We start from the raw sequence: 12620 nt of genomic DNA on the forward strand, positions 1-12620 counted from the left end.
GCGATGCCGCAGGGGCGTCGCCCGGTCCGAGAGGAGTGGTGGCATGTACGCCCGGTCCACCACGATGCGCAATGTCCGCAGCATGGACGACGGGATCGCCTACGTCCGGGACACGGTCATGCCGGCCGTGCAGGGGATGAGCGGTTGCGTCGGTCTGTCGATGATGTGCGACCGCCCGGGGAGTCGGTGCATCGTCACCACCGCCTGGGCCGACGAGAGCGCCATGCACGCCAGCGCGGAGAGCGTGCGGGAGATGCGAGCCCGCGCCGGCGAGGTCTTCGGCGGGGAGGCCGAGGTGGCCGAGTGGGAGATCTCGCTGCTGCACCGCCGCAGGGAGGCGCCCGAGGGCGCGTGCACCCGCGTGACCTGGACCCGCGGCGACCCGGCCACGACCGACCGCTCGGTCGACGCCGTGCGCATGGGGGTGCTGCCGCGCCTGGACGAGCTGCCGGGCTTCTGCAGCGTCAGCCTGCTGACCGACCGCCGGACCGGTGCGGGCGCGCTCGCGGCCACCTACGCCAGCCGGGCGGACATGGAGGCGTCGGCCGAGACGGTGCGCGGCATGCGGGAGCAGATCACCCGGGAGCTGGGCATGGAGATCACCGACATGGCCGAGTTCGACCTGCTCCTGGCCCACCTGCGGGTACCGGAGACCGTCTGATCAGGGCGCCCGCACGACGTGGCCGCGGGCGCCGCCGACCGTCCTGGCTCGGAACGCCCGCGCCGGCCATGGTTCCTCCGGGGCAGTCGCTCTCTGCCCCGCCGGCGTGGGCAGAGAGCCAGCGGCGGAGGGACATGACCCGCCCGTAGTAGCGCTCTGCCCCGCCCTCGTGGGCAGAGCGCTACTGCCGGCAGGTGGTCACCGGCCTTCCGCACGACCGCGGCGGGAATCCGTCGCGGCCGGCACCGGTCGCTCAGGTGCGCGCGACCGCCAGCAGCGTCACGTCGTCGGTGCGCGGCGGGTCCAGCGCCGCGAGCACCGCGTCGAGCAGCGCCTGGGGGGCGACCGGCCCTCGGGCGACGGCGGCGCGCAGGTCGTCCAGGCCGGTGCTCAGCCCACCCGGACCGCGCTCGACGAGCCCGTCGCTGATCAGCAGCAGGCGGTCGTCGCCGGCGAGGGTCAGCCGGGTCTCCCGGTAGCCGGCGGCGTCGAGCAGGCCGAGCGCCGGCCCCCGGCCCCCGCGCAGGTACTCGGCGGTGCCGCCGGTGGCGTGCAGCACGGGCAGGTGGCCGGCGTTGGCGATGACGACCTCGCCGGTCGCCGGGTCCAGCTCGGCGACCACAGCGGTGGCGAGCTCCCCCGGCAGGAGCGCGCCGATGACCTGGTTCAGCCCGTCGAGCGCGGCCGCCGGACCGTCGGCCCGCAGCAGGTGCGCGCGCAGCGCGTGCCGCAGCTGGGCGGTGATCGCGGCGGCGGCCAGCCCGTGCCCGGCGACGTCGCCCAGCACGACGGACACCCGCCCGCCGGGCAGCGGCACCAGGTCGTACCAGTCGCCGCCGACGACGTCGTCCTCGCTGGGCAGGTACCGGGCCGCCAGGTCGACGCCGGGGACCTTCGGCAGCTGCTCCAGCAGCAGCGTGCGCTGCAGCGCGCCCGCCAGGCGGTCGTCCTCGGTGGCCCGGTTCGCGGCGGTCTCGGTGAGCAGGGCGGCCAGGCTGCGGGCCGCCGCGACCTCGTGGTGCAGCCACGGCTGCGCCGTCTCCCGCACCGTCTCGCTCCAGGCGTCGAACGAGCGGCGCGGGCTCAACCGCGGGCCGGCGTCGGTCTGCGCCGTCTTGGAGGTGTACGGGTTGCCGCCCCAGGTGATCTCGCGCAGCGTCTCGGGGCGGAACCAGGCGAGGAAGTCCCCGCGCCCGCCGGCCACCTCGGCGACCAGCACGCCGCTGGCGGTGGCGGCGAGGTCGGCCACCCCCGGGACGACCCGGCTCACCGCGTCGGTGGCGCGCACCCCCGCCGCCAGCAGGTCGCGGACCAGCGGGCCGACCCGGTCGGCCGGGGGCGTCGTCCCGAGCAGCCGCAGCTGGCCGCCCAGCCGCACGGCGGCGCCGGCGGCGGGCACCAGGTCCAGCACGGTGAGCTCGCCCTCGGTGAGCGCCCTGGCGAGGCCGCGCGGGGTGCGGCCGATGACCGCGGCGAGCTCGGCCTGGCGGTGCGCGACCTCGACGACGCCGCTCTCCTCGCCGGCGGCCACCTTGGTGGGCAGTAGCAGGGAGGCGGTGCGGCCGAGGAACTCCGCGGCCGTGCGGTCGGTGTAGGACGGCCGGTGCGGCCCCGCGTAGTGGTGGCAGGCGATGAGGCCCCACAGCTTCCCGCGGTCGACCAGGGAGATCGACATGGAGGAGCGCACGCCCATGTTCGCCAGGTACTCCAGGTGCACCGGCGAGACGCTGCGCAGCATCGCGCCGGAGAGGTCCAGGGGGCGCCCTGCCACCGTCGGGGGTTCCAGCGGCACCGGGCGGTAGGTCGCGTCCGGGATGAGCCGCATCCAGTTGATGGCGTACAGCGCCCGCGCCTGGGCCGGGATGTCGCTGGCCGGGAACCAGAGACCGAGGAAGGGCTCGAGGTCCTCGCGGCGGTCCTCGGCGATCACCTCGCCGTTCCACTCGGCGTCGAAGCGGTAGACCATCACCCGGTCGAAGCCGGTCAGCGCGCGGACGTCGCCGGCCAGCACGTCGGAGAGCTCGTCGAGGGTCGGGCTGGCCGACAACCGCTGCAGCACGCTGGGCAGGCGGCGGTGCCAGGCGGCGCCGGCCTCCTCCGCGCCCAGGACCGGTTCCCACTCGGTGAGCAGCAGGCCGTCGGCACGGTGCGCGACGACGTCGACCTCGGCACCGGCCACGCCGACCCGCAGCGGGTTCAGCTCCCCGAGGTCGCCGGCGAGGCCCGCGCGCAGGCGGGCGGCGTCGTCGGGGCCGAGCAGCTCGTCGAGGGCTGCGCCGGCGACCGGGCGGCCGAACAGCGCGCTCGCATTGGCGGAGGCGACGACGACGGCGAGGCCCGGCTCGGTGACGGCCAGCAGCACCCCGTGCGGCTGGACGGCTCCGGGGACGGCGATCGGCTCGTCCGCGCAGCGGGCCAGCGCGTCGTCGTCGACGGTGCGCACGGGGCCGGCCGGGGAGCTGGTCACCCCGGCGACGTTACGTGGCGTCGCGGTTGACGGCGGGGCTGGGCACCTCGCCGGCGGAGTTCACGATCGGGATCACCGCGTGGAGTTCCAGCAGGTCGATGGGCAGCCGGACGGGGCGGTTGCTCCGCGGTGCGACGACGTGCAGCTCGACGCCGGCGGCGGCGGCCTTGCGGGCGACGGCGATGAGGGTGCGGGCGCCCGACGAGTCGAGGAAGGCCGTCGGCGCGAGGTCGACGACGATGCCCTGCGGGCCGGCGGCCAACAGCGTCTCCGCGGCCTCGGCGAGCCGCGGGGCGGTCGCGATGTCCAGCTCACCCCGTACGGTCAGGGCCGGACGCCCGGCGATCGTCGTACGGTCCACGTCGAACAGCACCGTTCACCTCCCTCAGCGCGTCGTCTCCGACGTCCGAGGGTAGGCCACCGTGCAGGAGGAGGCTGAACGGCCATGAACATCGACTTCAGCGTGCGCCTGCCGACCGACGCGCACAGCGTGCCACTGGTGCGCGGGCTGCTGCGGCAGGCGCTGGAGCACCTGGCGGTGCCGCAGGCGGTCGTCGACGAGATCGTGCTGGCGCTGACCGAGGCCTGCGCGAACGTGGTCGACCACGCAGCGGACCACGAGGCCTACCAGGTCGACGTCGCGATCGACGACGAGACCTGCCGGATCAGCGTGCTCGACGACGGCGCGGGCTTCGACCCCCGCTCCGCCCGCGACGCCCCCACCTCCCCCCTCGACGCGCGCGGCCGCGGGCTCGTGCTCATGCGCGCGCTGGTCGACCAGCTCCAGTTCGTGCAGGACGACGACGGCCGCCACCGGGTGAGCTTCGAGAAGCGGCTCGTCACCCAGCCGCACCTGCGCCTGCTCGACCCCCGCTGACCGGTCAGCCCCGGACCGGGATCGGGTGCGGCGCCACCAGCTCGGCCAGCGCCTGACCCCACCGGCGGGCCCGGTCCTCCTCGCCGTCGAGCAGCGGCCCGGCGACGTCGGACACCAGGAAGTGCTCGGCCGGCGCGGCCAGCGTGGCGCCCAGCCGGCGGAGCAGCGTCTCCTCGGTGCGGGCCGCGTGGTCCAGCGCGGTGACCAGCACCGGGCGGTCGATGCGGGTGTCGAACGCGGCGGCCTGGATGCCGCGCGGCAGCCGGACGTGGTCCAGCCACTCGTGCAGGCCGAAGGTGACGTCGGGGATCACCGCCTCGTGCTCGCGGACCGTGCCCTCACGGGTGGCGGGGCGCGGCATCCCCAACGCGTGCGTCGGGCCGCCGACCACGAGCAGCCGCACGTCGGCGGGCACCAGCATCGGGGCCTCGCGCGCGCAGGCGACGTCGACCTGCAGCCGGCCGCACAGGCCGTGGGCGACGGCCATCGCGACCCGTCTCGCATCGCCGAACACCGACTCGTAGACGACCAGGGCTCCGGCCACCGACCTCACCGCCTCGAGTGCCGCCTGCAGGAGGGCGCCGACCGTAGGCCCGCCCGACCCGTCGTGGGGTACATCACGTACCCAACCGTGACCTCGTCCACCGGTCGGGGGGCGTGTCGTCGACGATGGGCGGTGTGAGCGGTACTCCTCGCGACGACGCGTCGCCCGACGACTTCTCCGCCGCGGTGCGGGAGGCGGGCCGCCGGCTGGCGGGGGTGGCCGAGCGGACACCGTTGCAGCGCAACGCCCGCCTCTCGGGGCTCACCGGCGCCGACGTGTGGCTCAAGCGCGAGGACCTGCAGGTGGGCCGCTCGTACAAGATCCGCGGCGCCTACAACACCATCGCCGGGCTGGACGGCGCCGCCCGCGCCGCCGGGGTGGTGTGCGCCAGCGCCGGCAACCACGGGCAGGGGGTCGCCTACGCCTGCCGCGCCCTGCAGGTGCGCGGGCGGGTCTACGTGCCCGGGACGACGCCGCGGCAGAAGCGGGAGCGGATCGCCGCGCTCGGCGGTGACATGGTCACCCTCGTCGTCGCGGGCGACTCCTACGACGAGGCCGCCGCCGCGGCCGCGGTCGACGCCGCCACCACCGGTGCGACGCCCGTGCCGGCCTTCGACGCGCTCAGCACGGTGACCGGGCAGGCGACGGTCGCGGTGGAGGTGCTGGAGCAGCTGGGGTCCGCGCCCGACGTCGTCGTCCTCCCGGTGGGTGGGGGCGGCCTGCTGGCCGGGTGCGGCACGTGGCTGCGCCGGCACTCCCCCGGCACCCGGCTGGTCGGCGTGGAGCCCGCGGGGGCGGCGGGCATGGCCGCGGCGCTGGCGGCCGGGGAGCCCGTGGACCTGCCGGAGATCGACACCTTCGTCGACGGCGCGGCAGTGCGGCGGGTGGGGGCGGTGCCCCTCCCCCTGGTGCGCGACAGCGGCGCCGAGCTGCTGACCGTGCCCGAGGGCCAGATCTGCACCGAGATGCTCGACCTGTACCAGGCCGACGGGATCATCGCCGAGCCCGCGGGCGCACTGGCAGCCGCGGCGGTCAGCGGCGGGCTGGTCACCGTGGAGCCGGGTCAGACCGTCGTCTGCCTGCTGTCCGGGGGCAACAACGACGTCAGCCGGTACGCCGAGGTGATCGAGCGCTCGCTGGTGCACCGGGGGCTGAAGCACTACTTCCTCGTGGAGTTCCCGCAGGAGCCCGGTGCGCTGCGCCGCTTCCTCGACGAGGTGCTCGGCCCCGAGGACGACATCGTGCTGTTCGAGTACGTCAAGCGGGACAACCGTGAGACCGGCGCCGCCCTGACCGGGATCGAGCTGGGCAGCGCCGAGGGCCTGCCCGCCCTGCTGGCCCGGTGCGAGGCCAGCCCGCTGCGCATCCAGCTCGTCGCCCCCGGGACGACCGCCTACCGCTTCCTCGTCTGAGACCCCGCCGCCGGGGCGACCGCCCGGCACCCCGGGGTCGGCTCGCCGCAGCCTTCAGGCGGTCATGAAGCCGCTCTCGTAGGCGGCGATGACCGCCTGGGTGCGGTCCCGGGCGCGCAGCTTGAGCAGCACGCTGCTCACGTGGGTCTTCACCGTCTCGCGGCTGAGGAACAGCTCGGTGGCGATCTCCGCGTTGGACAGCCCTCCGGCCACCAGCCGCAGGACGTCGGCCTCGCGCCCGGTCAGCTCGGGCAGCGCGGCGTCCCCGCGGGCCCGGGACGGCGCGTGCGAGGCGATGAGCCGGCGGGTGAGGTCGGGCAGCACCAGCGAGGTTCCCCGGGCCACCACCCGGATCGCGTCGACCAGCTCGTCCGGGTCGGCCCGCTTCAGCGCGAAGCCGCTCGCCCCGGCCTGCAGCGACCGGAACAGGTAGTCGTCGTCCTCGAAGGTGGTGAGCACGAGCACGCGCGGGCGCTGCGGATCGCGCGCGACCAGCTCCCGGGTGGCCGCGATGCCGTCCATGTCGGGCATCCGCACGTCCATGAGGACGACGTCGGGGTCCGTGCGCGCCGCCACGTCCAGCGCCTCCCGGCCGGTGCCGGCGTCGCCCACCACCGTGAGGTCGGGCTCGCTCTCCAGGATCACCCGCAGGCCCGACCGGACGAGCACGTCGTCGTCCACCAGGAGCAGCCGCAGCGTCACGCCGCCCCCGACAGCGGCAGGCTCGCGCTCAGCTCGAAGCCGCCGCTGGGTGTCGGCTCGGCGCGGAGCGTGCCGCCGGCCGCCGCGGTCCGCTCGCGCAGGCCCGCCAGCCCCCGTCCGCCCCCGGGGCCGGGGCGGCTGTCCAGCTGCGAGGCCCGCTCGTTGACCACCCGGACGTCGAGGGTGTCGCCGGAGCGGACGACCTGGGCGACGGTCAGCGGGCAGCCGGCGTGCCGCAGCACGTTCGTCGTCCCCTCCTGCACCACCCGGTAGGCGAGCTCCTGCACGCCCGGGGGGACGTCGTCGACCTCGCCGTCGATCACGAGGGCGACCGGCAGCCCCCCGTCGCGCAGCCCGGCCAGCAGGTCGTCGAGGTCGGCGAGGGTGGGCGTGACGAAGGCGGGGCCGCCGGGCGGGCCGTCCCCGTCGCGCAGCACGGTGAGCACCCGGTCGAGCTCGGCGAGCGCGGCCCGGGTGTTGGTCTCGATGTGCCCGAGCGCCTGGCGGGCGAAGTCGGGGTGCACCGGCCGGCCGTCCGCTGGGGTGAGCGTGCGGCGGGCGGCGGTGGCCTGGAGCAGGCTGGCGGTCAGCGAGTGCCCGATGGTGTCGTGCAGGTCGCGGGCCAGCTTGTTGCGGTCGGCGAGGCGGCGGCTGCTCTGCTGGAGGGCGGCGATCTGCTGCTCGGTCGCCGTGCCGAGCAGCCGCGGCGCCACCGCCGCGGCCAGCTGCACCAGCAGCTCGAGCACGACCAGGGTCAGGACGACGACCACACCCATCAGCGCCAGCAGCGGCAGCGCCGTGACCGGGTTCCAGTCGGCGCCCCAGCCGAGGTAGGCGAACCCGAGGCCGCCGAAGAACAGGGTGGCCGCCGTCGCCGCCCCCATGAGCACCCGCGCGCCCAGCCAGCCGACCGCCCGCCACGTGCCCGCGGACTGCACGAGCCGCCGCACCCTGCGGATGGCGCCCGGCTGGTGCCGGACGCGCTCGCCGACGGGGATGTCGACGCCGAGCAGGATGCCGGCCAGCCGGCGCTCGACCCCGGCGAAGCCGCGGATGACCGCCAACACGAGCAGGATCAGCAGCAGCCCGATGCCGTAGATGACGGCGAACACCGAGCCGAACAGCGCGACGTAGAGGGCCAGGCTCAGCACGCCCACCGGCACGCTCGCCAGCGCGTAGAGCGCGCGGCCCGGCCAGCCGGGTCGGGCGGCGACGAGCAGCTCGCGGACCCGGGCAGCGAGCTCGGCCCCGGTGCGCGGGAACGTCGTAGGAGGCACGGTGCGATCCTGACCGACCGGCGGGCCCGGCGGTTCCCCCGCGGGGACGCTGTGCTCCTCCCCCGCGCGGGGGACCCGGGTCGGCGCTGCGGGGTGATCCGCCCGGGCCCCGTGGCCCGAGACGCTTCGTGCCATGACTCCACCCCTTCCCCGGCGGCTCCCATGATCAGCGTGCGCGGGCTGACCAAGACCTACGGCGCCGTCCGTGCCGTCGAGGACCTCACCTTCGACGTCCGGCCCGGTGCGGTGACCGGCTTCCTCGGGCCGAACGGCGCGGGCAAGTCCACCACGATGCGCATGATCCTCGGCCTGGACCGCCCCACGTCGGGCTCCGTGCTCGTCGGGGGCCGGCCGTTCACCTCGCTGGCCGAGCCGCTGCGCGCGGCCGGCGCGCTGCTGGACGCCCAGGCCGTGCACCCCGGGCGCAGCGGGCGCGACCACCTGCGGGTCGCCGCCCGCACCCACGGCATGCCGGAGCGGCGGGTGGAGGAGGTGATCGAGCAGGTCGGCCTCGGCCCCGCGGCCCGCCGGCGGGTGAAGGGCTACTCGCTCGGCATGCGGCAGCGCCTGGGCATCGCGAGCGCCCTGCTGGGCGACCCCGCCGTCCTGCTGTTCGACGAGCCGATGAACGGCCTGGACCTCGACGGCGTCCGCTGGATCCGCCGCCTCGTGCGGGGCCTGGCCGACGAGGGGCGCACGGTGCTGCTCTCCAGCCACCTGATGAGCGAGATGGAGCAGACCGCCGACCACCTGGTCATCATCGGCCGCGGGCGGTTGATCGCGGACGCACCGATCGACGAGGTCATGCGCGGGGAGCACGCCGGCCGGAAGGTGGTCGTGCGGACGCCGGCGACCGACGACCTCGCGGGCGCGCTGCTGCGCCGCGGTCTCCGGGTGCACCCCACCGGCGACGGCGACCTCCTCGTCGAGGGCGCCTCCGCCGAGACCGTGGGGGACGTCGCACTGGAGACCGGCGTGGCCGTGCACCGGCTGGGCCAGCAGCAGCACTCCCTGGAGCAGATCTACCTCGACCTGACCGGGGACAGCGTCCAGTACCGGGTGGCGGGCACCCCCGAGCCGGCCGGGCAGGTGCGGGCATGACCGCCGCGACCGCGCGGGTGGCGGAGCCGGGCACCGCGACCGTCCTCGCCCGGGCCGCGGGCGCCGAGTGGTTGCGGCTGCGCACCGTGCGGACGACGTGGTGGTGCCTGCTCGCGGCCGCGGTGGCGATCGTCGGCATCGGAACCCTCTCCGCCCTGGACGAGGCCGAGACGGCGAGCGCCACCGGGACGACGGCGGTCGCGACGGTCGCCGGCGAGTACGGGACGCTGGTCGGGCAGTTCGCCCTGCTGCTGCTGGTGCTGCTCGCGGTCACCTCCGAGTACGGCAGCGGGGCGATCACGCCGACGCTGCAGTGGACCCCGCGCCGGGGCGTGCTGCTCGCCGCGCGGGTGGCCGTACCGGTCGCCGCCGCCACCGCGGCCGGGGTGCTGCTCGCCCTCGTCGCCGACCTCCTCGCGAAGCTGCTGGCGCCGGACCTGGTGCTCGTCTCGGGTGAGCTGGCCGGCAGCCTCGGCAGGATCGCCGGCGTGCTCCTCGCCGCCGGCGTGCTGACCGCCGGCCTCGGCTTCCTCCTGCGCAGCATGGCCGGCGCGCTGGCGGCGGTGTTCCTGCTGCAGCTCGTGCTGCCGGCGCTGCTGCCCGCCTTCGGTGCGTGGGCGGCCGACGTCGGTGAGCTGCTGCCGGGCTCCGGTGCGGTCTGGACCCTGCTCGGCGAGCCGGACATGACCGCGGGGCAGGCCACGGCGCTGCTCGCCGGCTGGGCGGCCGCCGCGCTGGCCGCCGGCGGGTGGTCGCTGCTGCGCCGGGACGCCGGGTGACCGGCGTGGGGGTCGGCCTGGACCTGCGACGCCCGGCCGCCGCCGGTGCGCGGGCTCCCCGCCGGGCATGGCGACGGCGGCTGGCGGCGTCGCGGCCGCTGGACCGGGCCTACCGGGCGGGCGTGGCGGTCGTCGGGACGGCGGTCGTCCTGGTCGGCCTGGTGACCGTCCCGCTGCCCGGGCCCGGCTGGCTCACCGTGCTGGCCGGGCTGGCCGTGCTGGCGTCGGAGTTCACCTGGGCCGAGCGGCTGCTCGCCGTCGCCCGGCGGCACGTCGCGCGGTGGACCCGCTGGGCGACCGCGCAGGGTCCGGCGGTGCGCCTGCTGCTCGCGGCGGGGACGGCGGCGGTGGCCCTGGCCGCGGTCCTGCTCGGCCTCGCGGTCGTCGGCGTCCCGGGGTGGCTGCCCGGGGGGCGGTGACCGTGCGCGGCGCCGCCGGCTACGCGGGCTCGATGACCCGGATCGGGGCGCCGGCCATCCACGCCGCGACGTCCTCCACCGCCTCGCCGTAGAACACCTCGTAGGTGCCGCGGGTGACGTAGCCCAGGTGCGGGGTGAGCACCGCGCGGCGCAGCTCCCGCAGCGGGTGGTCCCGCGGCAGCGGCTCGGCGTCGTACACGTCGAGGCCGGCGCCCGCGATGGCGCCGCGGCGCAGCACGTCGACGAGGGCGGCCTCGTCGACGATCGGGCCGCGGCTGGTGTTGACCAGCACCGCGGTGTGCTTCATCAGCGCCAGGTCGTCGGCGCCGATCAGGCCGCGGGTCCGCTTGGACAGCAGCAGGTGCACGGTGACGACGTCGGCGGTGGCGAACAGCTCGTCGCGCTCGACCCTTCTCGCCCCCACCTCGGCGGCCCGCTCGTCGGTGAGGTTCTGGCTCCACGCGACGACGTCCATGCCGAAGGCCTGCCCGATGCGGGCCACCTGCGCGCCGATGCGGCCGAGACCGATGACGCCGAGCCGGGCGCCGTGCAGGTCGCCGCCGATCGTGGTCTGCCACCCGCCGGCGCGCATGGCGGCGTCCTCCTGCGGCAGGTGGCGCAGGGTGGCCAGCACCAGCGCCCAGGTGAGCTCGACGGTCGAGGTGGCCGAGGACGCGGTGCCGCAGACGGTGACGCCGAGCTCACCGGCCGCGGCGACGTCGATCGACTTGTTGCGCATGCCGGTGGTGACCAGCAGCCGCAGGTCGGGCAGCCGCTCGAGGACGGCGCGGTCGAACCGCGTCCGCTCCCGCATGGCGATGACGACGTCGAAGCCGCGCAGCCGCTGGACGAGCGCCTCCGGGCCGGCGGCGGTGTCGTGGAACTCGACGACCTCCGCCGGCCCGGGCAGCCGCGACCAGTCGCAGAACTCCGCGGCGACGGACTGGTAGTCGTCCAGGACGGCGATGCGGTGCACGTCCGAAGGTCTACCGGATGCTCAGCCCTGCGGCCCGGTGGCATCGGAGATGCCGGCCGGCTTCTCGCCGTCCCCGCCGGCGGGGACGCGCGTGACGTCGTCGGACATGGTGCCGCCCTGGGCTGCCCGCGGCGACTGCTCCGGTGCCGCGCCGACCTCGCCGTGCTCCGGGGTCTCGCCCGGCAGCCCCTCGTCGGCGGACGGGTCGTTCGCGCCGCCGTAGGGGCGGCCGGTCATCGATCCCTCGCTCATCGCTGCTCCTCTCCGCGACAGGCTCCCGACGCCGGTCAGCGCGACGTGGTGCCGCCGCCCTTCCTCTTGTTCGAGAGCTTGGAGATCGCGTCCTTGATCTTGCGCTGGTTCTGCGGCTTGCGGGCCTCGTCCATCGCCTTCTTGGCCATGCCGCCCTTCGCGAGCTTGCTCATGATTCCCATGCGGCTGTGGGTGCCCGTTCCGCGGCGGTCCATGCGTCCGCGGCCCGGCTGTCACGGCGGCGTCATGCGGTGCCGGGCGCGTCCTCGTCCTCGGCGTCGGCGCCCGCGCCGGGGTCGCGGGCGAGCAGGTAGGTGGCCACGCCGAGCACCACCCCGGCGACCGCGGAGAGCACGACGATCACCGGCGTGCTGACGTCGCCGAGGACCGCGGTGAGCAGGTCGCGCGAACGGGAGGTCGGGTCGGCGAGGACCACCCCGACGAAGACGGCGACCAGCAGCCCGGCCCCGGCGGCGGCGACGTGCGCGAGCCGCCCGGTGAACCCCATGCGGTCGCCGACGCTGCGGGCGGCCTTGACGATGCGCCCGGCGCGCAGGATGCGCAGCGCGCCGACGGTGCGCACGAGCCGCAGGATCTGCACCGGGCCGAGGGCGAGGACGACGGCGACCACAACGGCGACGGTGAGCGCGATCAGGCCGAGGTGGCCGCGGATCCAGGCGCGCTTGTCCTCGGCGACGACCAGGAGGATGACCGTCTCGGCGACGAGGACGGCCCCGCTGGCCAGGTCGACGACGTGCCCGGCGGTGCCGAGGGTGCCCTCGGCGACGGTGAGGAACATGGCCGGGATCGAGGCGAGCGCCGCCACCAGGACCGGGACGGCGAGCCGTTCCTGCCAGCGCTGCTCACGGCTCTTCACGGGAGCCCCGTGGCCGGACCCCGGAACGGGAGCGACCCCCGGCCCCGAGGCGGCTGCGTCGGGATCGGGGGTCGCGCCGCGGTTCCGCACGGTGCGGAGCGGGGTCAGCGGACGGAGCCGCGACCCTTGCCGCTGCCGGTGCCACCGCTCTTGTTCTGGAAGTCCGAGATGAACTTCTTGATCTTCGCCTGGTTCTCCGGCTTCTTGGCCTCCTGGAAGACCTTCGCCGCCACCCCGGACGCGATGAGCTTGCGCATCATTCCCATGTCTGCCTCC

Annotated in this window: 16 protein-coding genes; 6 read left to right on the top strand and 10 right to left on the bottom strand. The window is 76.0% G+C overall.

Annotation, left to right across the window (positions count from 1 at the left end):
• Positions 1 to 43 precede the first annotated feature (43 nt).
• Positions 44 to 661 carry a hypothetical protein gene (locus ACI79P_RS13675; protein ID WP_456581603.1) on the top strand — a complete coding sequence of 206 codons (618 nt, stop codon included), beginning with the start codon at positions 44 to 46 and terminating at the stop codon, positions 659 to 661.
• 253 nt (positions 662 to 914) lie between these two features.
• Here the strand turns inward: ACI79P_RS13675 and ACI79P_RS13680 are convergent, their stop codons facing one another.
• Together ACI79P_RS13680 and ACI79P_RS13685 are read right to left on the bottom strand one after the other, a co-directional pair.
• Positions 915 to 3128, bottom strand: coding sequence for a SpoIIE family protein phosphatase (locus ACI79P_RS13680; RefSeq protein WP_456581604.1), 2214 nt, complete (start codon positions 3126 to 3128; stop codon positions 915 to 917).
• Between the two features lie 10 nt (positions 3129 to 3138).
• Positions 3139 to 3501, bottom strand: coding sequence for an STAS domain-containing protein (locus ACI79P_RS13685; RefSeq protein ID WP_456581605.1), 363 nt, complete (start codon positions 3499 to 3501; stop codon positions 3139 to 3141).
• A 72-nt stretch (positions 3502 to 3573) separates the two neighbouring features.
• On the opposite strand from ACI79P_RS13685, the gene ACI79P_RS13690 reads away from it, so the two are divergent.
• The gene (locus ACI79P_RS13690) at positions 3574 to 4005 is read left to right on the top strand and encodes an ATP-binding protein (protein ID WP_456581606.1); all 432 of its coding nucleotides are present in this window, start codon (positions 3574 to 3576) and stop codon (positions 4003 to 4005) included.
• A gap of 4 nt (positions 4006 to 4009) precedes the next feature.
• Here ACI79P_RS13690 and ACI79P_RS13695 read toward each other — a convergent pair whose 3' ends face one another.
• Positions 4010 to 4549 carry a hypothetical protein gene (locus ACI79P_RS13695; RefSeq protein WP_456581607.1) on the bottom strand — a complete coding sequence of 180 codons (540 nt, stop codon included), beginning with the start codon at positions 4547 to 4549 and terminating at the stop codon, positions 4010 to 4012.
• Positions 4550 to 4683: 134 nt separating this feature from the next.
• On the opposite strand from ACI79P_RS13695, the gene ilvA reads away from it, so the two are divergent.
• Positions 4684 to 5961: a threonine ammonia-lyase IlvA gene (ilvA, locus tag ACI79P_RS13700; RefSeq protein ID WP_456581608.1), complete on the top strand. Its 1278-nt coding sequence runs from the start codon at positions 4684 to 4686 to the stop codon at positions 5959 to 5961.
• 54 nt (positions 5962 to 6015) lie between these two features.
• Here ilvA and ACI79P_RS13705 read toward each other — a convergent pair whose 3' ends face one another.
• Together ACI79P_RS13705 and ACI79P_RS13710 are read right to left on the bottom strand one after the other, a co-directional pair.
• Entirely contained in the window at positions 6016 to 6663 is a 648-nt protein-coding gene (locus tag ACI79P_RS13705; protein ID WP_091932067.1) for a response regulator, read from the bottom strand.
• Positions 6660 to 7940 carry a sensor domain-containing protein gene (locus tag ACI79P_RS13710; RefSeq protein ID WP_456581609.1) on the bottom strand — a complete coding sequence of 427 codons (1281 nt, stop codon included), beginning with the start codon at positions 7938 to 7940 and terminating at the stop codon, positions 6660 to 6662. The genes ACI79P_RS13705 and ACI79P_RS13710 overlap by 4 nt, the downstream gene beginning before the upstream one ends.
• Positions 7941 to 8102: 162 nt before the next feature.
• Between ACI79P_RS13710 and ACI79P_RS13715 the strand changes: the two genes are divergently transcribed.
• The 3 genes from ACI79P_RS13715 to ACI79P_RS13725 are packed head-to-tail and all read left to right on the top strand — an operon-like array spanning position 8103 to position 10239.
• Positions 8103 to 9041, top strand: coding sequence for an ABC transporter ATP-binding protein (locus ACI79P_RS13715; RefSeq protein ID WP_456581610.1), 939 nt, complete (start codon positions 8103 to 8105; stop codon positions 9039 to 9041).
• On the top strand, positions 9038 to 9820 hold the full coding sequence (locus ACI79P_RS13720; protein ID WP_456581611.1) for a hypothetical protein: 783 nt from the start codon (positions 9038 to 9040) through the stop codon (positions 9818 to 9820). The genes ACI79P_RS13715 and ACI79P_RS13720 overlap by 4 nt, the downstream gene beginning before the upstream one ends.
• A complete protein-coding gene (locus ACI79P_RS13725) occupies positions 9817 to 10239 on the top strand; it encodes a TIGR02611 family protein (protein WP_456581612.1) in 423 nt (140 codons plus the stop codon). Before ACI79P_RS13720 ends, ACI79P_RS13725 begins: the two co-directional genes overlap by 4 nt.
• A gap of 19 nt (positions 10240 to 10258) precedes the next feature.
• Here the strand turns inward: ACI79P_RS13725 and ACI79P_RS13730 are convergent, their stop codons facing one another.
• The 5 genes from ACI79P_RS13730 to ACI79P_RS13750 all read right to left on the bottom strand — a co-directional run bounded on the left by ACI79P_RS13730 (position 10259) and on the right by ACI79P_RS13750 (position 12610).
• Entirely contained in the window at positions 10259 to 11215 is a 957-nt protein-coding gene (locus ACI79P_RS13730; protein ID WP_456581613.1) for a D-2-hydroxyacid dehydrogenase family protein, read from the bottom strand.
• Between the two features lie 21 nt (positions 11216 to 11236).
• Positions 11237 to 11467: a hypothetical protein gene (locus tag ACI79P_RS13735; protein ID WP_456581614.1), complete on the bottom strand. Its 231-nt coding sequence runs from the start codon at positions 11465 to 11467 to the stop codon at positions 11237 to 11239.
• Positions 11468 to 11502: 35 nt separating this feature from the next.
• The gene (locus ACI79P_RS13740; protein WP_456581615.1) at positions 11503 to 11649 is read right to left on the bottom strand and encodes a hypothetical protein; all 147 of its coding nucleotides are present in this window, start codon (positions 11647 to 11649) and stop codon (positions 11503 to 11505) included.
• A 62-nt stretch (positions 11650 to 11711) separates the two neighbouring features.
• The gene (locus tag ACI79P_RS13745) at positions 11712 to 12344 is read right to left on the bottom strand and encodes a hypothetical protein (protein WP_456581616.1); all 633 of its coding nucleotides are present in this window, start codon (positions 12342 to 12344) and stop codon (positions 11712 to 11714) included.
• A gap of 104 nt (positions 12345 to 12448) precedes the next feature.
• On the bottom strand, positions 12449 to 12610 hold the full coding sequence (locus ACI79P_RS13750; RefSeq protein ID WP_456581617.1) for a hypothetical protein: 162 nt from the start codon (positions 12608 to 12610) through the stop codon (positions 12449 to 12451).
• Positions 12611 to 12620 lie beyond the last annotated feature (10 nt).

The organism is Blastococcus sp. SYSU DS0510 (genome assembly GCF_054050835.1).